Source organism: Bradyrhizobium sp. ORS 111 (assembly GCF_045571485.1).
In the GTDB taxonomy this organism is placed as follows: domain Bacteria; phylum Pseudomonadota; class Alphaproteobacteria; order Rhizobiales; family Xanthobacteraceae; genus Bradyrhizobium.
This window is the reverse complement of sequence record NZ_CP120701.1, coordinates 3,032,479-3,055,717: the sequence shown is the minus strand read 5'-3', so window position 1 is coordinate 3,055,717 and position 23,239 is coordinate 3,032,479. Positions and strand designations below refer to the sequence as shown.

Annotated in this window: 28 protein-coding genes; 15 read left to right on the top strand and 13 right to left on the bottom strand. The window is 63.5% G+C overall.

The window, feature by feature from the left end:
- Positions 1 to 13: 13 nt before the first annotated feature.
- Entirely contained in the window at positions 14 to 4,219 is a 4,206-nt protein-coding gene (locus P6U30_RS13945; RefSeq protein ID WP_407169572.1) for an Ig-like domain-containing protein, read from the bottom strand.
- 445 nt (positions 4,220 to 4,664) lie between these two features.
- Here P6U30_RS13945 and P6U30_RS13940 point away from each other — a divergent pair, with 445 nt between their 5' ends.
- On the top strand, positions 4,665 to 5,321 hold the full coding sequence (locus P6U30_RS13940; protein WP_407169571.1) for a FecR domain-containing protein: 657 nt from the start codon (positions 4,665 to 4,667) through the stop codon (positions 5,319 to 5,321).
- 69 nt (positions 5,322 to 5,390) lie between these two features.
- Positions 5,391 to 6,254 (top strand): tetratricopeptide repeat protein, encoded by an 864-nt coding sequence (locus P6U30_RS13935; protein WP_407169569.1) that lies wholly within the window; start codon positions 5,391 to 5,393, stop codon positions 6,252 to 6,254.
- A gap of 293 nt (positions 6,255 to 6,547) precedes the next feature.
- Here P6U30_RS13935 and P6U30_RS13930 read toward each other — a convergent pair whose 3' ends face one another.
- The 4 genes from P6U30_RS13930 to P6U30_RS13915 all read right to left on the bottom strand — a co-directional run bounded on the left by P6U30_RS13930 (position 6,548) and on the right by P6U30_RS13915 (position 9,393).
- Positions 6,548 to 7,186, bottom strand: coding sequence for an NIPSNAP family protein (locus P6U30_RS13930; protein ID WP_407169568.1), 639 nt, complete (start codon positions 7,184 to 7,186; stop codon positions 6,548 to 6,550).
- Positions 7,187 to 7,268: 82 nt separating this feature from the next.
- On the bottom strand, positions 7,269 to 7,934 hold the full coding sequence (locus P6U30_RS13925; protein ID WP_407169567.1) for a DsbA family oxidoreductase: 666 nt from the start codon (positions 7,932 to 7,934) through the stop codon (positions 7,269 to 7,271).
- A gap of 61 nt (positions 7,935 to 7,995) precedes the next feature.
- Entirely contained in the window at positions 7,996 to 8,820 is an 825-nt protein-coding gene (locus tag P6U30_RS13920) for a helix-turn-helix domain-containing protein (RefSeq protein ID WP_407169566.1), read from the bottom strand.
- A gap of 264 nt (positions 8,821 to 9,084) precedes the next feature.
- The gene (locus tag P6U30_RS13915) at positions 9,085 to 9,393 is read right to left on the bottom strand and encodes a hypothetical protein (protein ID WP_407169565.1); all 309 of its coding nucleotides are present in this window, start codon (positions 9,391 to 9,393) and stop codon (positions 9,085 to 9,087) included.
- A gap of 322 nt (positions 9,394 to 9,715) precedes the next feature.
- On the opposite strand from P6U30_RS13915, the gene P6U30_RS13910 reads away from it, so the two are divergent.
- Positions 9,716 to 9,940 carry a hypothetical protein gene (locus P6U30_RS13910; RefSeq protein WP_407169564.1) on the top strand — a complete coding sequence of 75 codons (225 nt, stop codon included), beginning with the start codon at positions 9,716 to 9,718 and terminating at the stop codon, positions 9,938 to 9,940.
- A 30-nt stretch (positions 9,941 to 9,970) separates the two neighbouring features.
- Complete coding sequence (locus P6U30_RS13905; RefSeq protein WP_407169563.1) at positions 9,971 to 10,369, top strand: hypothetical protein; 399 nt, start codon at positions 9,971 to 9,973, stop codon at positions 10,367 to 10,369.
- 57 nt (positions 10,370 to 10,426) lie between these two features.
- Here P6U30_RS13905 and P6U30_RS13900 read toward each other — a convergent pair whose 3' ends face one another.
- Positions 10,427 to 10,585, bottom strand: a complete 159-nt coding sequence (locus P6U30_RS13900; RefSeq protein WP_407169562.1) for a hypothetical protein — start codon at positions 10,583 to 10,585, stop codon at positions 10,427 to 10,429.
- Entirely contained in the window at positions 10,582 to 11,043 is a 462-nt protein-coding gene (locus P6U30_RS13895; RefSeq protein WP_407169561.1) for a group III truncated hemoglobin, read from the bottom strand. Before P6U30_RS13895 ends, P6U30_RS13900 begins: the two co-directional genes overlap by 4 nt.
- 84 nt (positions 11,044 to 11,127) lie before the next feature.
- On the opposite strand from P6U30_RS13895, the gene P6U30_RS13890 reads away from it, so the two are divergent.
- Both P6U30_RS13890 and P6U30_RS13885 read left to right on the top strand, forming a co-directional pair.
- The gene (locus P6U30_RS13890; protein ID WP_407169560.1) at positions 11,128 to 11,562 is read left to right on the top strand and encodes an RrF2 family transcriptional regulator; all 435 of its coding nucleotides are present in this window, start codon (positions 11,128 to 11,130) and stop codon (positions 11,560 to 11,562) included.
- Positions 11,559 to 11,846 carry a DUF6522 family protein gene (locus tag P6U30_RS13885; RefSeq protein ID WP_407169559.1) on the top strand — a complete coding sequence of 96 codons (288 nt, stop codon included), beginning with the start codon at positions 11,559 to 11,561 and terminating at the stop codon, positions 11,844 to 11,846. The genes P6U30_RS13890 and P6U30_RS13885 overlap by 4 nt, the downstream gene beginning before the upstream one ends.
- A gap of 252 nt (positions 11,847 to 12,098) precedes the next feature.
- On the opposite strand, the gene P6U30_RS13880 is transcribed toward P6U30_RS13885, so the two are convergent.
- Entirely contained in the window at positions 12,099 to 12,755 is a 657-nt protein-coding gene (locus tag P6U30_RS13880) for an SET domain-containing protein-lysine N-methyltransferase (RefSeq protein WP_407169558.1), read from the bottom strand.
- A gap of 164 nt (positions 12,756 to 12,919) precedes the next feature.
- Between P6U30_RS13880 and P6U30_RS13875 the strand changes: the two genes are divergently transcribed.
- Positions 12,920 to 13,522 (top strand): hypothetical protein, encoded by a 603-nt coding sequence (locus P6U30_RS13875; protein WP_407169557.1) that lies wholly within the window; start codon positions 12,920 to 12,922, stop codon positions 13,520 to 13,522.
- Between the two features lie 10 nt (positions 13,523 to 13,532).
- On the opposite strand, the gene P6U30_RS13870 is transcribed toward P6U30_RS13875, so the two are convergent.
- Complete coding sequence (locus P6U30_RS13870) at positions 13,533 to 14,258, bottom strand: TetR/AcrR family transcriptional regulator (protein ID WP_407169556.1); 726 nt, start codon at positions 14,256 to 14,258, stop codon at positions 13,533 to 13,535.
- Positions 14,259 to 14,369: 111 nt separating this feature from the next.
- On the opposite strand from P6U30_RS13870, the gene P6U30_RS13865 reads away from it, so the two are divergent.
- The 4 genes from P6U30_RS13865 to P6U30_RS13850 all read left to right on the top strand — a co-directional run bounded on the left by P6U30_RS13865 (position 14,370) and on the right by P6U30_RS13850 (position 17,574).
- Positions 14,370 to 15,773, top strand: coding sequence for a carotenoid oxygenase family protein (locus P6U30_RS13865; RefSeq protein WP_407169555.1), 1,404 nt, complete (start codon positions 14,370 to 14,372; stop codon positions 15,771 to 15,773).
- Between the two features lie 194 nt (positions 15,774 to 15,967).
- Complete coding sequence (locus tag P6U30_RS13860; protein WP_407169554.1) at positions 15,968 to 16,543, top strand: hypothetical protein; 576 nt, start codon at positions 15,968 to 15,970, stop codon at positions 16,541 to 16,543.
- 96 nt (positions 16,544 to 16,639) lie between these two features.
- On the top strand, positions 16,640 to 17,194 hold the full coding sequence (locus P6U30_RS13855) for an inner membrane-spanning protein YciB (protein ID WP_407169553.1): 555 nt from the start codon (positions 16,640 to 16,642) through the stop codon (positions 17,192 to 17,194).
- Between the two features lie 83 nt (positions 17,195 to 17,277).
- Positions 17,278 to 17,574: a hypothetical protein gene (locus P6U30_RS13850; RefSeq protein WP_407169552.1), complete on the top strand. Its 297-nt coding sequence runs from the start codon at positions 17,278 to 17,280 to the stop codon at positions 17,572 to 17,574.
- A 103-nt stretch (positions 17,575 to 17,677) separates the two neighbouring features.
- Here the strand turns inward: P6U30_RS13850 and P6U30_RS13845 are convergent, their stop codons facing one another.
- A complete protein-coding gene (locus tag P6U30_RS13845; RefSeq protein ID WP_407169551.1) occupies positions 17,678 to 18,352 on the bottom strand; it encodes a DUF429 domain-containing protein in 675 nt (224 codons plus the stop codon).
- Positions 18,349 to 20,004 carry a fumarate hydratase gene (locus P6U30_RS13840; protein ID WP_407169550.1) on the bottom strand — a complete coding sequence of 552 codons (1,656 nt, stop codon included), beginning with the start codon at positions 20,002 to 20,004 and terminating at the stop codon, positions 18,349 to 18,351. The genes P6U30_RS13845 and P6U30_RS13840 overlap by 4 nt, the downstream gene beginning before the upstream one ends.
- A gap of 217 nt (positions 20,005 to 20,221) precedes the next feature.
- Here P6U30_RS13840 and P6U30_RS13835 point away from each other — a divergent pair, with 217 nt between their 5' ends.
- Positions 20,222 to 20,536 carry a hypothetical protein gene (locus P6U30_RS13835; protein WP_407169549.1) on the top strand — a complete coding sequence of 105 codons (315 nt, stop codon included), beginning with the start codon at positions 20,222 to 20,224 and terminating at the stop codon, positions 20,534 to 20,536.
- Between the two features lie 98 nt (positions 20,537 to 20,634).
- Positions 20,635 to 21,114, top strand: a complete 480-nt coding sequence (locus tag P6U30_RS13830; protein ID WP_407169548.1) for a hypothetical protein — start codon at positions 20,635 to 20,637, stop codon at positions 21,112 to 21,114.
- 34 nt (positions 21,115 to 21,148) lie between these two features.
- On the opposite strand, the gene P6U30_RS13825 is transcribed toward P6U30_RS13830, so the two are convergent.
- Together P6U30_RS13825 and P6U30_RS13820 are read right to left on the bottom strand one after the other, a co-directional pair.
- Positions 21,149 to 21,595, bottom strand: coding sequence for an SRPBCC family protein (locus P6U30_RS13825; protein ID WP_407169547.1), 447 nt, complete (start codon positions 21,593 to 21,595; stop codon positions 21,149 to 21,151).
- Positions 21,595 to 21,921, bottom strand: a complete 327-nt coding sequence (locus P6U30_RS13820; protein WP_407169546.1) for an ArsR/SmtB family transcription factor — start codon at positions 21,919 to 21,921, stop codon at positions 21,595 to 21,597. The genes P6U30_RS13825 and P6U30_RS13820 overlap by 1 nt, the downstream gene beginning before the upstream one ends.
- 139 nt (positions 21,922 to 22,060) lie before the next feature.
- On the opposite strand from P6U30_RS13820, the gene P6U30_RS13815 reads away from it, so the two are divergent.
- On the top strand, positions 22,061 to 22,735 hold the full coding sequence (locus tag P6U30_RS13815) for a methyltransferase family protein (protein ID WP_407169545.1): 675 nt from the start codon (positions 22,061 to 22,063) through the stop codon (positions 22,733 to 22,735).
- Positions 22,736 to 22,744: 9 nt separating this feature from the next.
- Positions 22,745 to 23,104, top strand: coding sequence for a GFA family protein (locus tag P6U30_RS13810; protein WP_407169544.1), 360 nt, complete (start codon positions 22,745 to 22,747; stop codon positions 23,102 to 23,104).
- Positions 23,105 to 23,239: the final 135 nt, after the last annotated feature.

Sequence of the window (23,239 nt, the reverse complement as noted above, 5' to 3'; positions counted from 1 at the left end):
TCGAGCCGGCCGGTCACACCATCAGATCGTGCAGCACGTGGGTCACGTAGGCGCCTTGGCCCGCGACGTCGTTGAAATGGTCGCCCGGATGCTGCGCGTGCGCAGAGAGGCCGACGACCTGTGCTCCGCCTGATCCCGGGGGCACGTTGCTGCCTTTGAGACTGAGCTCTGCAACGTCGGCGGCGACCCAACTTTTGGGGTTGGACTCTCCGCCCTTGAAGTGAAAGGTGTCGCCAGACCAAGCGAACGTCTCACCTCCTCCCGGAGCCGCCTGCGATGCTTGGGTCATCGCAGCGTCGTCGTGATGGCTCTTCGGCGGATGATCGTTGGAGTTTGCGTCGTGATTAATGCCCGCCGCATCGGCCTCCGACATCCCATCCTTGAAATGAAATGCCTGTCCGGGCGTCCCGGCACCGCCCGCAGACTTGGCCTGCCCCGGGGAGGATGACCCGACGCCATGCGCATGAGCCTCATGCACTGCGCTCGAGTGAGCGCCGCTAGTCGGCGTTTTCAGGGCTTCGTTGTCGGATACTGCGTCGGGGTCGCCACCGCTGTCATGGGGATGACCGCTGCTGTCATTCGTGGCGTCGGCGTCCTTCACCGGCGCGCTGCCTTGGCTCTTCGTGCCCGCTTCCGAATTGTCCTTGGTCCCGGATGGTGCGAGCTCGTTACTGCTCCCCTGTGCCACATCGAGTGGCGCGGCACCGTGGTCGATCGTCATCGCGTTGGCGCCATCGAACGCCGGCGCCTGATCAAACACGAAGCTCGACTGCGGCTGGGCGGTGGCGTCAACGACGGGCGCACTGACCGTTGCGCCGATACTCGAAGTGGGACTAACGTCGCTGTGGATCGATGGCCCCGGCCCGTCCACGATCAGCGCTTCCGAATGCAGTCCGACAGATATTGCCGTCTCCGCGGTCGCTGGTGTCGGGTAGGTGTTGCTGCCGTCGATCGATGTGACGGAGACCTCCAGCCTGTCGCATCCGGTGAAACACGCGTCGGGCGTATAGATCAAGCTCGCCAACACGGCGTTGACGTCGGCCACCGCCCCCGACAGCGTCACACATCCGGGGGCGCTCACGATCTCCGTGACCCCACCGACCGCGCACACCGCCAATGTGCCGTGCGCGACGCTTAGCGATACCTTGACAGTATCATCTGCATCTTCCGCCGGCGGCCCCACGACGACACCGCAAATCTCGACCGCTTTGTTCTCGCAAGTGGTCGCAGTCTGCGGCGCGCATGCCGTGGGTGGCTCCGCAACCGGATTCACCGTGATCGCGGTCGAAGCCGTGGCCGCCGCCGGATAAGTATCGGAGCCGTCGCTCGACGTGACCGATAGCCGAAGCGTGTCGCGGCCTTCGTACTCCGTGGTCGGCGTATAGGTCAGCCCGGCCAGCAACGAATTCACGGCCGCCGCGCTGCCCGACAGCGTCAGCGTCGCACTATCGTCGCCGGTCACGGTCACGCCGCTGAGGCCTGCGACATGCAGCATCCCATGTGAGACCGTCAGCGTCGCGCTCACGGTGTCGTCCGCGTCGTCCGCAAGAGGCCCGACCTTCAGCCCGGCAACCGCCACGCAAACGGCGTTCTCGTCGAGCGTCAGCGTCGGGGGCGCACATGCCGTCGGCGGCTCGGCAACCGGATTCACCGTGATCGCGGTCGAAGCCGTGGCCGCCGCCGGGTAGGTGTTGGAGCCGTCGCTCGACGTAACCGACAGCCGTAGCGTGTCGCAGCCTTCATAGTCTGCGGTCGGCGTATAGGTCAGCCCTGCCAGCAGCGTATTCACGGCTGCCGCGTTGCCCGACAGCGTCAGCGTCCCGCTGTCGTCGCCGGTCACGGTCACGCCGCTAAGGCCTGCGACATGTAGCGTTCCATGGGAGACCGTCAGCGTCGCGCTCACCGTGTCGTCCGCGTCCTCCGCAAGAGGCCCGACCTTCAGCCCGGCAACCGCCACGCAAATGGCGTCCTCGTCGAGCGTCAGCGTCGGCGGCGCACATGCCGTCGGCGGCTCGGCGACCGGGTTCACCGTCACGCACTCGGTTGCCGTCACCGTCGCGCTGACGTCACCTTCCGAATCGCGCTCGCTCGCCGCAATCTTCAGCGTGAAGCTTCCCTCGAATTCGGTCGGCGGCGCGATCGTCAGGCTCGACAGGTTCCAACCGGCTACGTCCTGCGAGGTATGGCCTGCGGTCGCCGTAAAGCTGTGACCGCCGGTGCCGTCGCTCAGCGTGGCGCCCACCGGGATGTCGCTCACGACAAGCGCAGCGAGGCTGTTCGGCGACGCGTCGCCGTTGGCGCCGGACAGGCTTCTGACGGTCGCGCCGAGATCCAGGGCAATCGCCGTGTTCTCATTGCCTTGTGCCGCAACCGGATTAAGGGCGGGCGCGAGGGGAGAGACCGTCACCAGCTCGCTTGCGCTCGCCGTGTTGGCATCCTGGTCGGTCGCCGTGACGGTCAGAGTGAAGTTGACGTCGTTCGGCGGAGTGATCTTCAGGCTTGCGAGATTCCAGCCCTTCACATCGATCGAGGTGTCGCCGCTCGTCGCAACGAAGCTGTTCACACCGTCGGTGAGCACCGCCCCGACCGGGATGCCGCTCAGCAGAAGCGTCTGCACGCTGTTGCCGTAGCCCGGCAGGCTGTTCGCGGTCGCCGCGATCGTCCCCAATGTGATCGCCATGCCCTCAATGCCTCGCTCGGCGGGCGGCAACCAGGTCACGGTTGGGGGCGTCCGGTCGACCGTGAGCGTTTGCGCGGCTTCCGGCGCCGGATTGCCGGCCGCATCCGAAACGTCCGCGATCACCGTGTAGCTACCGTCGTGCAGCAACTTGGCTTCGGCCGAGGTGACGTTGACCGACCAGCCGTTGTTCGTCAGCGTGGTGACGAATATGTCGACGACCTGGCCGGAGCTGTCCACGATCTTGACCGTCACCGGCTGGCCGTTCTCGGCGTCCGTCGTCGTTCCGGCGATGACGAACCCGTTATTTGCCGCCGCGACGTTGACGACGTTGCTCCTCGCAATGAGATCGATTGCGATCGTTGGCGGGGTTTCGTCCACCCTGATCGCCTGCGAGGCCTCGGCCACCTGGCCGCCCGCATTCGACACAGTTGCTGTCAGCGTGTAGACGCCGTCGGCCAGCGCCTTGGCATTCGCCGGACCGAGATTGATCAGCCAAGCCCCGTTGGAAACTGCTGCGGTGCCGCTGTAAACGACGCGGTCGGACGCGTCGATGATGGCGACCGTTACGATCTCTCCGTCCTCCACGCCCGACGTCGCGCCCGCGATCTCGACCCCGGCATTGGCCTTGCTGGCATTGATGAGGTTATCGCCGCCTACGCTGATCTGCCCCCCAATGCTGGTGATCGCCAGCGTCGGCTGAATCGGGAAGAAGACCTGCTGGATCGTGAAGACCGCCGTTTCCAACACGGGGAGCTGATTTTGCGGTTCGGTGGGATCAGGCTGAATGAAATTGATCGGCTGCAGCAACTCCCGCACATTGGGGAACGGCGACGTGCCGGAGCCACTGTCTGCCCATCCTTTCGCATAGTTGGCCAGCACGTCCTGTTGAGCCGTCTGCAACTCCTGCATTTGAGCAGGCGTATTGGCGACGGTGCTCACGCCGACCGAAGACCCGGTCCTGTTCAAGACCACCGTCTCACCGGGATCTTCGACGATGATGTGTCGCGGGATTGCCTCCTTGGTGACGAGCTCGAAGACGCCGTGATGCAGATCCTTGTATGTGATGCTGTCGTCGTCCAGGAATGTGACGTCCGGGTCCGCGGCGTGGGCTTCCCTTGCGAACGAGAAGATCAATGCGGCGAGCGACAGCAAGCCGAAACCGCTGACCTGGCTCCGGCTGCGGATGCTGCCAACGGCCGTGTCCACGATCAGCGAGCCCGCCTTCGCCAGGTGACCCGTAGCGAATGCAAAGGCGCCTCTGGTCACTGTGAGCAGGCCCGACCGCAAGCTACCGTTGGTGTCGCGCTCGAAGTCGCCCAGCACCACGCCTGCGTCGTGAGACAGATTGAATACGGTGCCGTCGATGAAGCGAATTTCGATCTGTCCGTCCGCCGCGGTCTCGATGACGTCTCCCGGACGAACCGGATCGCCAAGCCTGGCTTGAAAATAAATGCCGCCTGCGCGACTGATGGTGGCGCGGCCGATCGCCGTCTGAATATTGCCGATGATATTGTCCAATGCCGGGGAAAGCTGGCCCAATACGGCCGTGCCCGCGTCCCCCGACTCTACGCCGGACGCAACTGACATAGGCTTCGACCTCGCCTGCCGAGTAACTCAAGCCCAGCGCGCTGCCGCAGTCTTCTTGCTCTGACGTGCCCTCGCCACGAGGTCAAAATATCTTGGCGCTAGGCAGCCTGGGCTCGCCCGCCGAAAAGTCCTGGTTAAATTCAATTTCAGTCGTGAATTAATTCACAGCAATCAGGGACGCCCTCGCCAATCCGACAGTATTGCTGTCGTTCTCCCGCGGGTGCATCCCATAAAATTATAGTATAATTTAGGAACGAAATGTCCACTTGTTAAATGCGCGATGCCTGGCTCTCGACGAGCCCGGCTAAAGCGCCTTTTTGATGTGAAAGTTATTTGGCTCGGGGGTCCGATCCTATCGAGCGCCACACCATAAGGTCTTCTCGAGAAGGAGGGGATCATGCGCATGCATTCGACGAGCGTATTGGCCGCAAGTTTCGTTTTGGCGCTGGCAAGCCTGGCGCCCGCTTCAGCGCAAGCACAAGCCGATTCAGCCCGCCCCGCCGCTCAGGACGCTTCGTCGACGCCGATTGGGAAAGTGGTCACCCTCGCCGGTTCGGTCACGATCGAACATGTGAATGCCGTCGTCGTTCAGGCAAATGTGTCCGGTCAGGCGTCCGAGACCAAGGTTGGCGATCTCGTTTATTTGGGCGACGTGGTCCAGACCGGAGCCGATGGCCGGGTCGGAATCAACTTTGCCGATGGCACCTCGTTCAACCTGTCGCGCAACGCCCGCATGGCTTTGACCGAATACGTCTACGCGCCGCACGGAAAGTCGAATTCGAGCTTGCTCACCCTGACCAAGGGAACGTTCACGTTTGTTGCCGGCAACATCGCAAAGACCGGCGACATGAAGATCGACACCCCAGTCGCGACGATGGGAATTCGCGGCACCACACCGCACATCGAGATTTCGGATGACGGGACAGTGAAATTCGCAACGCTCATCGAAGAGGGCAAGGCCAGGATCGTGAAAAAGCTCAAGGCACCCGCGACGCAGCCTGCTGACCAAAAGCTCGACCACACGTTCAATCCCCGCATCTGCCGAGGGTGCTGAAGATTGGGGCTTCAGATGGCCGATTTGCGGGCCCCAGCGGCCGCACATTCGAGAAGCGGGAAGCCTGATATGGGCATTCGTGCAGGCACCGGGACCATCGAAGGTCTGGCGTCGCTTCTCGTCGTGCTGCTGCTCGCCTCACCTCTGCCGGCGCAAGACGCGAAAAAAGACGGCTATCTCCGCAACATTGAGCTCTGCAACGGGCTCAACCGCACGCCATTCGAAGCTCGCATCACCGGTTGCACGGCGCTCATCGATGCCGGCGCTGACATGACGACGACCGGCTTGGCTATCGCATATAACAATCGTGGCAACGCCTATGCCGCGGAGCGCGACTATGATCGCGCCATCCTGGATTTTGATAGCTCGATCAAGCTCAATCCAAAATACGTCAAGCCGTTCAACAATCGCGGCGTGGCGTTCCTAAAGAAGGGCGAATACGATCTCGCGATCGGCGCGTTCGATCAGGCAATCAAGCTCAATCCCAACTACGGGGAAGCCTTCGCCAACCGCGCAGAAGCTCACCTGAAAAAGCACGAATACGATCGTGCCGGGCGGGATTATGATGAAGCCATTCGCCTCGCGCCCGATCTGGCGGGCGTGTCGAACGGACGCTGCTGGACCCGAGCCGTGCTTGGCGCGTTGAACGCGGCGCTGAAGGATTGCGAAAAGGCGATTCAGTCGGATTCCGGCAACGCCGCGATCTATGACTCGCGCGGCCTGGTCCATCTGAAAATGGGCCAGATCTCGGCGGCGCTCGATGATTACAATTCCGCGCTCCGGTTGGACCCGAAGCTGGCGAGCGCGCTCTATGGACGCGGGCTTGCCGAGCTCAAACAGGGCAACAAGGCCGGGGGCAATGCAGACATCTCGGCGGCAAAGGCAATCCGCGGCACCATAGCCAACGAGTTCAAACGGTATGGCGTGCGATAGGAGGCAAAACGGCGCGGACGGCTGGCTCTCTGCCGCTGCCGACGGTTTACCCTTTCGTAGCCATGCAGACACAGCCTGAAACAAACAGGCTCCGCCGTAAGGTCAGTGTCAGCCGGGCCAACTAGCATTGCAACGCGCCGGTTCTCAGCACGGCGCAGCCCTTGGAAGCCTCATCCGATGGAAGCATCGGATGAGGCTTTTTGGCTGTCCTAATTTTCTCCCAGTGGGTGTCCCATGTGTCGGGACCGGTGGTCTCAGGCTGCAAATCTAATGCAGGCGACCACCCGCGCCGCTCACTGCAACGGCGAATGCGGTGCGGGCAGCATGATGGTGGAGTGCATCTCTTCGAGGAGCAGTGTGCCCTTGCTCAGGAATTCCAGCCAGGCCGGATCCTTCATCGCGTTGGCCCGCGCATCAGCGCGAGCGTTGAGGCTGGGATAGGCCCAGATGTGGCAGACTTCGTTGGGTTGCCCGGTTTCGGTCTGCCAGAGGCCGACGATCTTCGAGTATTTCTCGCGCGCCGGCAGCACGCCCTTGACGAGGTCGAGCCATTGCTTGGCGGCGCCGAGCGGTTTGGCGCGATAGTTACGGAATTCGTAGACATTGCCCGACGCGGCCGGCGCGATCGGCGCGATGATCGCATTGAGCAGGCGAACCTCCTGGCGCATCAAGAGCGGACGGATCGCTGGAATGTACTCGCCGGTCCAACGGGAATTCTTGGCGAGCTCGCCGCGCAGCCGGGTCCGTTCGTTGAGGTCGGCATAGCTCCACATGTGCATGACCTGGTTGAGCGGGCCGATCTCGGTGATCCAGTAGCCTTCGAGCTTGCCGAAATTGTCGGCGCGGATGTCACGCGACAGCGTGCTCGCGAACTTGACCATGTCGCCGACGCCGCCCGGGCGCACCGTGTAGGTCCGCAGCTCATAGATCATGCTGGTCTCCTGATCGTCTTTGATTGATCTTGGCGCAAACGAAAAGCCCGGCGTGAACCGGGCTTCGAGCATGGATGGCGAGCTATTCCGCCGCCTCGGCGTTGATCTCGGCCGAGACCTGGCGGATGGCGCGGGCGAGTTGCTCGGCCGGCTGCGCGCCGGATACCGCGTATTTCTGCGCGAACACGAAGGTCGGAACGCCCGAGATGCCCTTGTCGGAGGCTTCCTGGGCCTGTGCCGTGACGAGGTCTGTGTCCTCGTCGGTGGCAAGGCGCTTGCGGATGTCATCGGCATCGAGCCCGACATCTTTCGCCGCCTGCACCAGCACATCGGTGTCAGTGAGATCGCCGCCGTCGCGGAAATACAATTCCATCAGACGCTGCTTCATCTCGGCGGCCTTGCCGCTGGCCTCGGCCCAATGGATCAGGCGGTGGCAGTCGATCGTGTTGGGCTGGCGCTTGACGAGCTCGGGGTGATAGCTCAGCCCCTCCTCGCCTGCGGCCGCGACCACCCGGCCGGCAATGCCCTTGTACGCCTCGACCGAGCCGAACTTGGCGGTGAGATAGTCCTCGCGGCTGATGCCCTCGCGCGGCACCCAGTTGTTGAGGAAGAACGGCCGCCAATGCACCTCGACCGGCACATCGGGCACCAGTTTGAGCGCATCCTCGATGCGGTGCTTGCCGATGTAGCACCAGGGGCACACGACATCGGAGACGATGTCGAGGCGAAGCGGCTTCAGGTCGCTCATGGCAGGGCTCCTCGCGAAGTGGAGCCCCAAAGGTAAGGCGAAAGCGCCCCGAGACAAGCCGCTATTTCATACTGGCTGCCATCTGCCGCATCCGCTCCGCGGTCAGCTCGTCGGCCGGAAAGAAGGTTTCCAGCGCCAGTTCCTGCAACGTGACGTCAACAGGCGTGCCGAACACCATGGTGGTCGAGATGAAGCTCAGCACCTCGCCATTGTGGCGCAGCTTGAACGGGATCGCGACGTTGTTGTCCGGCGTAATCGGCGCCGAGCGCGCCGGGATCGGATAGGATTTCAGGTCCTGGTAAAGCTTCAGCAGCTCCGGATCGGCGGTCGCCTCGCACTGCCGGTGCAACCGCTCCAGCAGATGCGCGGCCCACTCCGGCAGATTGACGGTGCGCGGCGCCAGCCCCTCGGGATGGAAGGCGAGCTTGAGGATGTTGAAGGGCTGCCCGAGCAGGCGCTGCGGCACGCCGTCGAGCAGCGGCGCCACCATGCGGTTGGCCGAGACCAGATTCCAGTGCCGATCATAGGCGAGCGCCGGATTGGGTTCATGCGCCTTCAGCACCAGGTTGATCGCCTCGCGTGCCGATTTCAGCGCCGGGTCGTCCAGCGAGCGTTGCGGGAATGCGGGCGCGAAGCCTGCGGAGACAAGGAGCACATTGCGTTCGCGTAGGGGCACGTCCAACCGCTCCGCCAGTTTGAGGACCATTTCGCGCGACGGTGCCGAGCGGCCGGTCTCGACGAAGCTCAAATGCCGCGCCGAGATCTCGGCGTCGACGGCAAGATCGAGCTGGCTGAGATGGCGGCGCTGCCGCCACTCGCGCAGGTGTTCGCCGATATGGATGGGTCTTGCGGGCTCGGCCCGTACCGTGGATGCACGTGCGTTCATGGTGCAAAACCTATCACGCGGATTTCGCTCCTTCCATTACGCCTGAGGTAAGCAAACACGTGCTCGCGATCATGCCCGGAAGCGCCCCTATCGCTCGGCCTGTTAGCGTGGTTCATCGCCTCGGCGGTAACAAACCCGGCAGCCAATGAAGACCGCCGGGCGAGCTATCCGGGTGACCACGTTCGCGAAGCTTTAGATAGGGCGTTGGTCCAATCGGACGACGGCCTGGCTGGGAGCGGCCGTCGAGCCACCGACCATCGGTCGCTAACGTTGCAGCAGGCCCGACAACAGCAAGATCATCAAGAGCGCCAAGGCAAAATCCAAGGCTACTGCGAAGCTCACGCCGTCAGCCAAGCTCGCCAAGGCTCTGACCATGACTGACGCCCTTGGCTGATTTGCCGATGATGGCCGATCAGCGTCAATGTCGGTCTGTGAAGGATTGGGCAGAGGCTCGAAATAGGTCGCATACGCGAGAACTTCAGCGCGTCGTCTACGCGAGACGACGCCTCGGGTCCCGTAGCCTGCCAAGAAGCCCAATACGAGCGCAGCGAGCAGAATTGCCAATCCGAGCATGTCTATAACCCCTGCTTAAGCGCCACAAAGTCGTGGCACGCGGAGATGAGTTGCGGAGATGGGAACGGCCGGGCCACGGAGACCAGCGTGGTCGACGTGGGCCATGAACAAGCCGGAGACGGATTGGTCGTTCCTGCGGAACTATGCCGCGCGGCGGCGCGGAGCTGATCCATTTGGCCTTATCGCCGCAAGCCATTGTTGGCCTCCGGCCGGCCACCGCAAACAGAAGCTACGCTAAGTCAAATGGTTAAGGGCCAGTCTCCATTACGCCGGAGGTAATCGAATCGGCGCGCGTGGTGGATCATCTTCGCAACCACAGGAGATGACCATGCTGATGCTGTCCCTTATCCGCACCACTGCCGTCCTCGTCCCGTGGCTGCTCCATCTGGCCACCTGGCTGGTGGCGCGAAGCCTCAACGTGCCCCAGCCGCTCGTGCACGACACCGGCGTGTTCGTGGTCGCGCGGGTGCAGGCGGCGGAGATGAGGGTCGGCCGGGCACTCTGCCCGCTCCGCCGCTGGCGTCAGCTCAGGTCCTGGTTCGGCTGACAACCCAATCCCCAACGAGAGGAGACTGCCATGATCCATTTGTCCCAGTTCCTGCGCCGCGCGCTACTTGCGGACGCCGTCTTCAGCGGCGTCTCCGCGGTCGCGATGACGCTCGATGCCGGCGTGCTGGCGCCGTTCCTGAACTTGCCGGAGATGCTGCTGCGCGAGACCGGCCTGTTCCTGATCGCCTACACCTTGCTCGTCGGCTGGCTCGGCACGCGGAGCTCGGTGCCGAAGGTGCTGGTGATGCTCGTGATCATTGGCAATGCTGCCTGGACGCTCGCCAGCATCGCATTGCTGTTCTCGGGCGCGGTGTCGCCGAACCTGCTCGGGACACTCGTGATCGTGGCGCAGGCGATCGCCACCGGCCTGTTCGCCGAGCTGCAATATATCGGCTTGCGCCGGAGCGGCGGGACAGTCGCGGCTTAAGCCGAATGCGGGACCTGATAGCGGCCGACGCAGCACACGCGGCGGCCGTTTCGCTCGTCAGCTCAGCGCCACTGCAACGATCATGCCTGCAAAGGTCAGCACCAGGCTGAGGATCAGCATCGGCACGAGGCTGCTGCCGGAAAACGGATTGGCCTGGTCCTGTTGAGCCACCGTGCTGTCGATTGCACGCGCGATCGCTTTTGCTCTGTCCCTCATTGCGCGGCTCCTGCTTCGCTCCGCCTGTAACGCTCGCCGACCGCCAGCATGACGCCCTGCCCGCTGGCGACACCCATCTCCAGGCTCGCGGCGATGCGCCGGGCGCGGTCGACGAAATGCGCGGCCGCCACTGGCGTGCATAATTCCGCTGCGGTCGCCTCGAACAGTTCGAGCCAGCGGTCGAAATGCGCTGCATCGATCGGCAGCGGCATATGCTTGACCATCGGCGTGCCGTGATAGCGGCCGGTCATCAATGCGACCGAGGACCAGAACGCGCACATCTGCGCCAGATGCGGTCCCCAGTTGGTAATCCGGGCGTCGAACACCCGCCCGATCATCGGGTCCTTGCGGACCTTTGCGTAGAAGGCGTGCACCAGCCGCTCGATGACAGCCTCGGTGATCCCAGTGCGCGCGATGATCTCGGCGGTGATCTGCTCGCGGCGCTCAGCTCCTGTCATGCCTCACATCCTAAATCGGTATTTCAAATGCCTATTTAGCCTGCTATAGTTGATCCGCCAAGTGCTGATTTTCGAAGGGCTTCCATGCGCCTGACATCGTTCACGGATTTCGCGCTTCGCGCCTTGATGCGGCTGGCCGGCGAGCCGGACCGGTCGTTTGCGACGAGCGAGATCGCGGCCGAATTCGGCATCTCCCGCAATCATCTCGCAAAGGTGGTGCGCGACCTCGCCGAGGCCGGTTTCATCACCACCCAGCGTGGCGTGGGCGGCGGATTTTTGCTGGCGCGGCCGGCTGAGGCCATCACGCTCGGCCAGGTGGTGCGCACGCTCGAAGGCGGCGGCGCGCTGGTCGAATGTTTCAGGGACGATGGTGGAGGTTGCGTGCTGCTGCCGCGCTGCCGGCTGAAGGCTAAGCTCGCGGCCGCGCGCGAGGCCTTCCTGCGTGAGCTCGACGGAACGACGCTCGCAGAATGCGCCTACCTGCCGGCCGCCGCCCGCCATCCTGCGAGGGCATCATGACGAGGATCGCATTCGCGGATGGCGCGTTCGAGGTCGACGCCGCGATCGTCGCCGAAGGGCTCGGCATCGCGGTTCCGCTGCTGCAATCCGGCATGCGCGAGGGCAGGATCACGACACTGTCGGAGCGTGGGATCGAGGCCGATCAGGGACGGCATCGGCTGACATTCTTCTCGGAGACCCGGCGTTTCCGTCTCGTCATCGACGAGCACGGCACGATCATCCAGCGCTCAACGCTGGACTTCGGCAACACCCCGATCCCGCGCTCGGCGCACCGGCCCGGCTAAAGCCGGATGATCCTGGGTCGAATCGACTTGCGGCGGCTTCGGTCCACCTCTCCCCGTCGGGGAGAGGTCGGATTGCGCTCGGCGATGCGAAGCATCGTCGGGTGCAATCCGGGTGAGGGTCTTGTGCTCTCGATAGACCGTAACCCCTCACCCGATTTGCTGCGCAAATCGACCTCTCCCAAGGGAGAGGTGAACTCCGACGCTGTTTCAGGTCAACCTAGTCCCCATCATGCTTTAGGCCCGTTCCGAAGATCAGGCTTGCAGCGCCCGCGCGGCGCCGCGCTTCGAGGCGGCCACTTTCTTGCCCGCCGCCTTTGTCAGGCTGTGACCATTCAGCTGCTTGCCGTTTAGTGTCTTGCCGTTGGCCTTGGCATTATTCGCCTTCGCCCGCGTTTTGGCGTTCTCCTTGGCGACCTTCTCGGCCTTGCGCTTTGCTTTCCGCTCGGCCTTCTCCTTGAGGCGGATCCGCTCCGCCCTTGCCTCGGCGCGCTTCTTCTTGCGCTTCTTCTCGCAGGCATCGCACTTGCAGCCGATCGGCTTCAGATAGGCTTTGAAATAGTCGGTGCCGTAGTCGTAGTTGATCTCTTCACCCGGCTCGATGTTCTTGATGGCACGGATGAACACCTTGCGCTTGCGCGGCTTGACGTCGGATTCCGCGTTCGGCCTGCAGGCGTGGTTGATGTAGCGGGCGATGTTCTCGCGGATCGATCCGTCGATGGTCCAGCGATTGGTCAGCTCGAACAGATATTTGTTCTCGATTGCGTCCTCATCCTTCTTTTTCGAGTCCAGCAGTGGTCCGAAATAGCGGATGATCTTGGTGCCCTTCTTGATCGGCTTGGTGGCGAAGAGGCCAAGTCCGGTGCGGGACCGGCCGACGCGATAGGGCTTGTTCGGTGATATCGTGGGCATGATGATCGAGGCTACGGCACGCAAGGCGCAGGCGATGGAACTGGCGAAGCCGCCCTTCTAGGACGATTCCGCGCCCCTGTCAGGCCTTTCCCACGTGTCTCTTGAACCTTCCCCAGATTGTACATGTCAGACACACAAGTAGGTCCGGATCGCAGCGTTTCCCGATGAAATACCTGACATTTGCAACAGCCGTTGTGGCGCTCATCAGCATCAATGCTGACCAGGCTGGCGCCGAAACGATCGATAGCGTCTATACCTCGACCGCGCCGAAGGATTGCCGCATGATCGGCAAGCCCAACGACGAGGACGGCAGTGCGAGCCGGGTCTGTCCGGGAAAGTCCGGGTTTGTGGTGCTGATCAACGAGGGCGATCTGCGCGAAGTGGTCTCGGTCGGCCGGAACCGCGAGGCGGCGGCCAAGGAACCGGCCGCGCAAGCTTGGTTCGGCCCATTCAGCTCGACCCGCGATACCGTCGAGTGGCGCGCGGCCGACGGCAAGCCGTTCGCCATCATCCAGCGCTGGCTGATCGCCGACAACGGCGAACAGGACAAGGGCGGCAGCCCCAAAAACCGGGCGATGCTCGCCGTGACGCGGCTGCCGCCCGGCGCGGTCTGTCACGTGGCCTATGTCGATGTCGCGGCCAATCCCGATGCCAACGAGCTGGCGCGGCGGGCCGCCGATGAGTTCGCCCGCGGTTTCAAGTGCGGCGAAGATGAGGTGAAGACGATCGGCCAGAGCGGCCGGAGCACCGCGCTGATCAGGCGCTAGAAGCGCGCCGCTAACAGCCAGGCGCCTTGCTGACAGATCCCTTCAGCATCGCCTCGAACAACATGTCGAGTGTGCTGCCGGGCGGCATCCGGCTGAGCACGTCGGTCAACCGTCCGTCGAGCAACAGCATGGTGAAGCCATGGACCAGCGACCAGGCCCGCACGATCGCCGCGGCCTGTTCGAGCGACAGCGCCGTTTCCTGGATCTGCTCGTGACGGCTTTCGCCGATCGAGCCGGCGAGCCCGGCGAACGAGGCATTGGCTGCCTCATGCAGCGACGGCCGCTTCATGTCGAGCCGCTCGGTGCGGAACATCAGCCCGTACATGCCGGGATGCGCCTGCGCATAGGCGATGTAAGCCTTGGCGCGTGCCAGCCCCTTCTCGTTCGGCGTTGAGCCGGTCGCGCCGGCGGCGATCATCGCCTCGTTGAACTGGCGGAAGCCGATCGCGGCTAGCTCACTGACGAGCCCGGTGAGATCGCCGAAGTGATGTGTCGGCGCGGCGTGAGATACGCCGGCTTCGCGCGCCACCGCGCGCAGCGTCAGGCCTGCCAGCCCGTCGCGCTCGAGCACCAGCTCGGCGGCCTTCAACAGCGCCTCGTGCAGATCGCCGTGATGATAGGGCGTGTCGCCCGCACGTCGCCGTGGGGCGGGACGATCGGCCGCAACGCGGCCGGCCCGCCGCGCAACGCTCGGCGCCGGTCGGCTCGCCTTGTTTTCCTTGGAGAATCTAGCCATGGCGCTCTTATATGACGCGATTTTGACAGTGTAAAGATTTTGCTTGACGCTCGCGGGGCTCGCTCCTATCAATATCTTTACGATGTAAAGATAAAATGGAGGAGGCGTAAGATGCTTGACCAGGTGACGTCAAATGCGGCGCGAACCAATCTGGCGCCGATCCCCTTTGAAGCTGATGCGCCGTTCCTGAAGATCACGGGCGACCTGCCGCGCGAGCTGAACGGCACGCTCTATCGCAACGGCCCCAACCCGCAGTTCGATGCGCCGGGTGCGCACTGGTTCGTCGGCGACGGCATGCTGCACGCCTTCCATCTCGAGAACGGCCGCGCCAGCTACCGCAACCGCTGGGTTCGCACACCGAAATGGCAGGCCGAGCACGACGCCGGCCGCGCGTTGTTCGGCGGCTTCGGCCGCAAGCTCGCGGACGCGCCCGCCACCACGACGACAGATGGCGGTGTCGCCAACACCAACATCATCTTCCACGCAGGCCGCCTGCTCGCGCTCGAGGAAGGCCATCTGCCGACCGAGATCGAGCCGGGTACGCTCAATTGCCTGGGCTATTGCGACTACAAGGGCGCGATCTCGGGTCCCTTCACCGCGCACCCCAAGATCGATCCCGCAACCGGCGAACTGGTGTTCTTCGGTTACAACGCCGCGGGCCCGCTGACGCCGGCGCTGTCGTACGGCGCGGTCAATTCATCCGGCGTGGTGACGCGGTTCGAGCGCTTTGAGGCGCCCTATGCCAGCATGGTGCACGACTTCATCGTTACCGAGAACCACGTGCTGTTTCCGATCCTCCCGATCACCGGGAGCATGCAACGCGCCATGCGCGGACAGGCGGCTTACGCCTGGGAGCCGGAGAAAGGCGCCTATGTCGGCGTAATGAAGCGCAGCGGCGCGTCGAAGGACATCGTCTGGTTCCGTGCCGAGACCTGCTACGTCTTTCACGTCATGAATGCGTGGGAAGAGGGAAATCGCATTATCGCCGACGTGATGCAGTTCGAGGAGGCGCCGCTGTTCAACCATCCCGACGGCTCGCCGACCGATCCGAAGAAGAACCGCGCGCGCTATTGCCGCTGGACTTTCGATCTCGATGGCAACACCGACTACTTCATGCAGACCTATCTCGACGACCTCACCGGCGAATTCCCCCGCGTCGACGACCGCCGTGCCGGCATGACGAGCCATCACGGCTGGTACGCCTGCGCCAATCCCGATCTGCCGATGTTCGGCGCGCTGTCGGGCATCGTCCATGTCGACGGCAAAGGCAAGCGGCGCGGCCACTATCTACTGCCGGCCGGCGACACGATCTCCGAGCCGGTGTTCGTCGAGCGCGGCCCTGACGCCGCCGAGGGCGACGGCTGGCTGCTCGCCGTGGTCTGGCGCGCGCGCGAGAACCGCAGCGACCTCGCCTTGTTCAACGCGACCGATGTCGAAGCCGGACCTGCGGCGCTGGTGCATCTCGGCCACCGCGTACCGGATGGATTCCACGGCAACTGGGTCGGGGCGGAGTAACACTCTGGACGGTCGCGACATCGAACAGGGGCGGCGTCCTTGACGCCGTCCGGCTTATTGCCGCCACGCCGCTGATCCCCGGCCCTTCTGCACATCCCTTCACGATTTTGACACTGTAAAGATTTCGCTTGACGACCTCGTGATCAACCCATAGGCTATCTTTACGATGTAAAGATTGGCCTTTGAGGCGGCTCATGACGATCTTCCTGATCCTCGCTCCCTACGGCGTCCTCGCCGTGCTGTCGCTACTGACGTCGGCCACCGTGAGCCTATTCTGCGCCGCCCTGATCTGCCTTGCCGTGATCGCCTTCGACATAGCGCGCGGCCGCACGATCAAGATCCTCACCGTCGGCTCGGTCGCCGTGTTCACCGCGATCGGCTGCTATCTCACCTTCATCGATGCGACACTCAGCATCAACGCGGTGAGCTTCGCCGTGAACGCTGGCCTGCTCTCGGTGGCGTTGCTGTCGATCGCATTCCGCCACCCCTTCACGCTGCAATATGCGCGGGAAATGGTCGACCCAGAGACCATGCAGCATCCCGGCTTCGTGCCCACCAACTACCTGCTCACCTGGACTTGGACCGGCGCATTCCTGCTGATGGCGATCGGCAACATGGCCGTGCTCTACGTGCCCGGCTTGCCGCTGTGGTCGGGCCTGCTGATGGCTTTCGCCGTGCGCAACAGCGCAATCTACTTCACCAAATGGTATCCGGAATATCGCAAGGCCAGGGACCGCGCGCACCCGGCCAACGCCCTGCCCTCACCATAAACATTTCGGTTCCGAGTGAACCAGAACTGACGCCACACGACGCGACGAGCGCACCACCACAACGATCAAGCGCCAGAGGAAACGGAAGGCACGACGATGAAGAGCGTATTGACCAAGCTCGCGAGCGATTTTCTCTCCACCATCGTGTTCCTGGTGGTCTACCTCGCCACCGACAATGTGCTGCTCGCCACCGGCGTTGCGATCGCTGGCGCGATCGCACAGGCGGTCTATTCGCGAATCAAGGGTGAGACGCTCGGCTTCATGACCTGGGCGAGCCTCGCGCTTGTCATCGTGCTCGGTACCGCGACGCTGCTGACGAGCGATCCCCGCTTCGTGCTCGCCAAGCCCGCCATCGCGCATGTCGCGATCGGGGCCATCATGCTCAAGCGCGGCTGGATGCTGCGCTACATGCCTCCGCGGGTCGTCGAGGTGATACCGGAATATGTCACCGCCGCAGGCTACGCCTGGGCCGTGCTGATGTTCGCCCTCGGCGCTGGCACCATCGCCGTCGCGGCGACCGGCGACATGAAGCTATGGGCGACCTATGTGACCGTGGTTGCGGCCGGCGCCAAGATCGCTGCCTTCGCGATCCAGTATCTCGCCTTCCGCGTCCTGATCACGAACCGGCTGCGCGCCGCCGCCCGCGCCTGATCGCCGCAGGCTCAAAGGGTTAGGCTTGCGTGGCGAGATGGGTTATACCGCCCCGCACGCTTTCATCTCGAGGGGAGACATCAATGGCGGTGGACGGAAACTGGAATCTCACCATGACGACGCCGATGGGCGAGCGCAAGGCGACGCTGTCGCTGAAGGCCGCCGGCGGCACGCTCACGGGCACGCAGGGCGCCGAAGGCAATTCCACCGACATCTTCGACGGCACCGTGAACGGTGACGACGTCGCCTGGAAGGTTTCGATCACCAACCCGATGCCGCTGACGCTCGACTTCAGCGGCAAGGTCACCGGTGACAGCATCTCTGGCGAGATGGGCATCGGCCCGATGGGCAACTTCCCGTTCACCGGCACCCGCGCCTGAGTCATCAGACACTCCGTCACACGTGAGGGTCGCGCCGATCACCGGCGCGGCCTTCATTGTATTCGGCGCACGCTCGGCTGGAGTGCTGCGATGGGCGCCCGCGCTAGAACCATATCTGCATCGGCAGGCCGCAGGCGTCGCTAAGCGGCGTCCCCTCGGGAACGCAGCCGTGAGGCTCATGTGCGGCGATCGCAACGGCGCACGCATCCAGCACGTCATCGCGCTTTGCGCCGCTGCCGATCCGCCCGTCGCCGAGCCACTGATCGATCTCGCGAAAGCCCTCCTGCTTGAGCAGCTTGCGGCGAAGGGCATCGCCCTCTTCGGACTTCTTACGCGGCAGCGGCTTGCCGCCATTCAACCGCAAGAACACCAGCTCGGGATGAACCTCGCGGATGTCGCGCGTGCGATTTGCGCGCATGAAGGCGTCGACCTCCATGATCTTGATCCCGATGTGCCAAAGCTGCCGCGAGATGCGCGTCTCGCCACGGCGCAGCGCGTCCTCGTTCGCCTTGTCGGGATCGCGAAACTCCTGCCAGAGCCAGCGCCGCGCTCCGGTGAAGACGCGCGAGCCGTGCGGCCGCAGCCTCTCGCGCGCCAGCCGATCGCAAGCGCGCGCGCCGTCGTCGGTCATGCCGATCGGAATATCGATGCCGGCACGATCGAACGGAGCCGCCAGCGCGTCCGCGACGTCAGCGTGGAATGAAAGACTCCGCCGGTCGCCGTCGATCGTGACGGCGACCCAACCTCTGGAGAACCCATCGAGGCCTGTGACCCTCAACCCAGGTTCAGCTCCTTGAAGAAGTCGTTGCCCTTGTCATCGATGATGATGAAGGCCGGGAAGTCGACCACCTCGATGCGCCAGATCGCCTCCATGCCGAGCTCGGGATATTCGACCACCTCGACCTTCTTGATGCAGTGCTCGGCGAGATTCGCCGCGGCGCCGCCGATCGAGCCGAGATAGAAGCCGCCGTGCTTCTTGCAGGCCTCGCGTACCGCGACCGCGCGGTTGCCCTTGGCGACCATCACCATCGATCCGCCCGCGGCCTGGAATTGGTCGACGAAGGAGTCCATGCGTCCTGCCGTGGTCGGGCCGAACGCGCCGGACGCATAACCGTCAGGCGTCTTGGCGGGACCAGCGTAGTACACCGGATGGTTCTTGAAATAATCCGGCAGCGGCTCGCCTTTCTCCAGCCGCTCGCGCAGCTTGGCATGCGCGGAGTCGCGCGCCACGATCATGGTTCCCGTCATCGAGACCCGGGTCTTGATCGGATATTGCGACAGCGTCGCCAAGATCTCCTTCATCGGCTTGTTGAGATCGATCTTCACCACTTCGCCGCCGAGCGACTGATCGACCGCGGGCAGATACTGCGCCGGGTTGTGCTCGAGCTCCTCGAGATAAACGCCGTCTTTGGTGATCTTGCCGAGCACCTGGCGGTCGGCCGAGCAGGAGACGCCAAGCCCGATCGGCAGCGAGGCGCCGTGACGCGGCATCCGGATCACGCGCACGTCGTGGCAGAAATACTTGCCGCCGAACTGCGCGCCGACGCCCAGCGACTGCGTCATCTTGAGAATTTCCTTCTCCATCTCGAGATCGCGGAACGCGTTGCCGTCGGCCGAGCCGTGGGTCGGCAGCGCATCGAGATAGCGCGCGGAGGCGAGCTTCACCGTCTTCATGCAGAGCTCGGCCGAGGTGCCGCCGATCACGATCGCAAGGTGATAGGGCGGGCACGCCGCGGTGCCGAGCGTCAGCACCTTCTCCTTCAGGAACGCCAGCAGGCGATCCTTGGTCAGCACCGAGGGCGTCGCCTGGAACAGGAAGCTCTTGTTGGCGCTTCCGCCACCTTTGGCCATGAACATGAACTTGTAGGCGTCGTCGCCCTCGGCGTAAATCTCGCACTGCGCCGGCATGTTGTTGGCGGTGTTCTTCTCCTCATACATCGACAAGGGAGCGACCTGCGAATAGCGCAGATTGCGACGCAGATAGGCATCGCGCGCGCCTTCGGAGAGCGCGGCCTCGTCGTCGCCGTCGGTAATGACGTTGCAGCCCTTCTTGCCCATGATGATCGCGGTGCCGGTGTCTTGGCACATCGGCAGCACGCCGCCGGCCGCGATATTGGCGTTCTTGAGGAAGTCGAAGGCGACGAACTTGTCGTTGTCGCTGGCTTCCTTGTCCTCGAGGATCGAGCGGAGCTGCTTCAGGTGACCGGGGCGCAGGTAATGGTTGATCTCGCCGAACGCGGCCTCCGAGAGCGCCCGCAGCGCTTCGCGCGACACCACCAGCATGTCCTTGCCGAGCACCTTCTCAACCCGAACGCCGTCGCTCGTGACCTTCTTGTAGGGCGTGGTATCCGCGCCGAGCGGGAACAGCGGCGTATGCTTGTAAGGCGGAACAGGCTTCTGCTGGTCGGGAAAGGCGGTGGGGGCGTTCATGGGCTGCTCTTTGGGCTGCAAGTCTGCTCGAAAGTCCGCATCGGCCAGGGCGGCCGCCGGCGACATAGAGCCGTTCTAAGCATTTTTCGGACAAAGGAAAGGGAAGCCGGCTGCCCCCAGCCATGCGCGGGGAACGGCAATCAGTGTGCTATCCTTCGCGGCCATGTAATCTCTGGTTGCCGGCCGCGAGCACGCCAGAATTCGGAAGGAGGCCATCATGAAGGCAGGGCTGTTCGCCTCATTCGCAGCGCTGGCATTGCTAATCGCGGTGTCGACGGGCTCCAGCGCCGCCATCCTCGGCCAACGCTGCGGCGGCATCGCGGGCCTGCAATGCCGCTCCGACCAGTTCTGCCAGTTCAGGTCCGGGACATGCGGCCGCGCCGATCGGTCCGGCATCTGCACGCGCAAGCCGAGGTTCTGCAACAAGATCTTCAAGCCCGTGTGCGGCTGCGACGGCAAGACCTATGGCAATGATTGCGAGCGCATGACGGCCGGGACGTCCAAGGCGCACGAGGGCAAGTGCACCTCGTAATGTGCTGGTCCGCCACATTACCTGAGGTTGACGGCGTATTGACGCGCCGCGCGCGAGCCTGCATGAACCTTCGCGCATTTCATACCGCGGGGGTATTCATGACCGGACGATCGCCGTTCAACATTCGCTCCACCCTGTCAGGTGCGCTGCTGGCGCTAGCCGCAGCCTTTGCTGCCGCGCCGGCGCATGCCGACCCCTGCGCGGATATCGCAAAGCAGCTCGCCGGCCAGATCGAAGGGCTGAAGATCAATTTCTCCGCCGGCAACATCACGTACCTGACGCATCCGGCGGCGAAGGAATTGTCGCTCGGCTGCCGCGGCAAGGACTACTCGATCGAGCTCTACGCCAAGACCGACCGCAAGATGAAGCCGGAATTCTTCAACTTGGTCGGCTCCGCCACGGCGCTGGTGTTCACCGTGCCGAAGGACGACACCATGACCGGCACCTCTCGCTGCCTGAAGCGCATGGGCATCCTGCGCGGCAACACCATCACGATGCGCTATCGCCGCCTCAATCTGGAATGCACGCGCACCAGGACCGAAGCTTCGATCACGGTCCGGCGCAGCAAGGGCGAGTGAACACTGCGGTCTGGCTCACCAGAATCGGGCTGCGCTAGCTTCCGGCTTCGGCACTGACGCGCGCGATGCCATCGAGCACCCTGCCCCAACCCGGGCTCATCATGTCGAAGGCGATCTGGTTGCCCGGGAAGACGAAGCCGTCATGCACCATGCGCAAGTGGGTGCCGCCCTCGACCTGCGTCAGCGTCCAGGTCACGACCGAGTCGAGCTTCGATCCGTAGGCGGGATTGCTGTCGGCGCCACCCTTCCAGGAATAGCGCAACAGGCGCGGCGGATCGCAGTCGAGCACCTCGCAATGCACGACGCCGTCCCAGTCGCCCATCGGCGTGGTGCGGAAGTTGAACTTGTGGCCGACGGCGGCAACGAAATCGTTCGGCATCAGCCACTTCGCGATCCGTTCGCTGGTCGTCAGCGTCCGCCAGATTGTCTCGGGTGCATAGGGCAGCGCCTTCTCGACCATGATCGCATGTTTCGCACTCATCACTCGGTCTCCTTCAACAGTTTCTCGAGGTTCTCGAACCGCTCGGCCCAGAACGTCTGGTAGTGACCGAGCCAGTCGATCAGCGGGCCGAGCCCCTTCGGCGCAACGCGATAGTGGATGCGCCGACCATCGCGCCGCTCGGCGACGAGACCGGCATCGCGCAGCGCGCGCAGATGCTGCGATACGGCCGGTTGCGACACCTTGGAGCCGCGCACCAGCCCGGTCGCGGCCACCTCTCCTTCCTGCGCGATTCGCTCGAACACCGCGCGCCGCGTTGGGTCCGCGAGGGTCTTCAGGACATTGGTGAGCTGCATCGCGCCGGTCATGAAAATATATATAAGTACATACTTATATTTTTGTCAACAGAGGAACATCTCCGATGATCGGAAAGTTGATGGCAGCGGTCGTATGGTTCGCGGGAAAGCGTGCGATGATCAGGTCGCCGAGAGACGCTCGGAGCCGTCCATGATCACCAAGGTCCTCCTGCAAAACATCTTCTTCGTCGTCGGCATGGGCGCATTGCTGTTCGCTTCCGCAGGCACGATGCAATGGCCCGGCGCGTGGACCTATCTCGTCGTCTCGGCCGTGCTCGGCCCGGCCTGCGGCCTGTGGCTTGCCAAAGTCGATCCCGGGCTACTTGCCGAACGCATGCGCTTGACGGCGCGCGAGGAGCAGCCCGCCGCCGACAAGTACTTCATGCTGGTGCTGATCGCCCTTGTCGTGATCTGGCTGGTCGCGATGGGGCTCGATCGACGGTTCGACGGCGCCAATGCCGGCGTTACGCTGATGCTGCTTGGCGTCGTGCTCTATCTCGTCTCGATGATGCTGATCCTGTGGGTGTTCCGGACCAACTCCTTTGCCGCGCCGGTGGTGAAGGTGCAGCCCGAGCGCGATCATCGCGTGATCTCGACCGGTCCCTATGCCGTGGTGCGGCATCCCATGTATGGGAGCGTCATGCTGTTCTTCATCGGCGTGCCGCTGATGCTCGGAACATGGTGGGGCCTTGCCTTCGTGCCGGTGTTCTTCCTGATGTTCGCGGTGCGCACCCGGATCGAGGAGCGTACGCTGGTGGCAGGATTGCCCGGCTACGCCGACTACGCGACTCGGGTGCGTTATCGCCTGATCCCCGGGCTCTGGTGAGGACACATCATGCCTGACAGCAAAACCTATACGGGCGGCTGCCATTGTGGCCAGGTCCGCTTCGAATGCACCACCGACATGGCTGTTGTTACCGAGTGCAATTGTTCGATCTGCACCAAGAAGGGACTACACTTCGCCTTCCTGCCGCCGCCAAGCTTCCAGCTCCGCGCCGGCGAGGAGAACCTGAAGGAATATCTCTTCAACCGCCACGCGATCCGTCACCAGTTCTGCATCGATTGCGGCGTTGAGGTGTTTGCCCACGGCAAGAAACCCGACGGGTCGGACATGGTGGCGGTGAATGTGAGCTGCATCGACGGCATCGATCTAGCGAAGATAGAGATGACGCCGGTGGACGGGCGGAGCAAATAGCGGGCTTCTCACTCCGTCATGCCCGGGCTTGACCTAGGGGAATTGCATTTGGGAGAAAAGCGCACCTTGGCCATCCTTCGAGACGCCCGCCTTCGGCGGGCTCCTCAGGATGAGGTCTTGTTTTGCGGCACAATA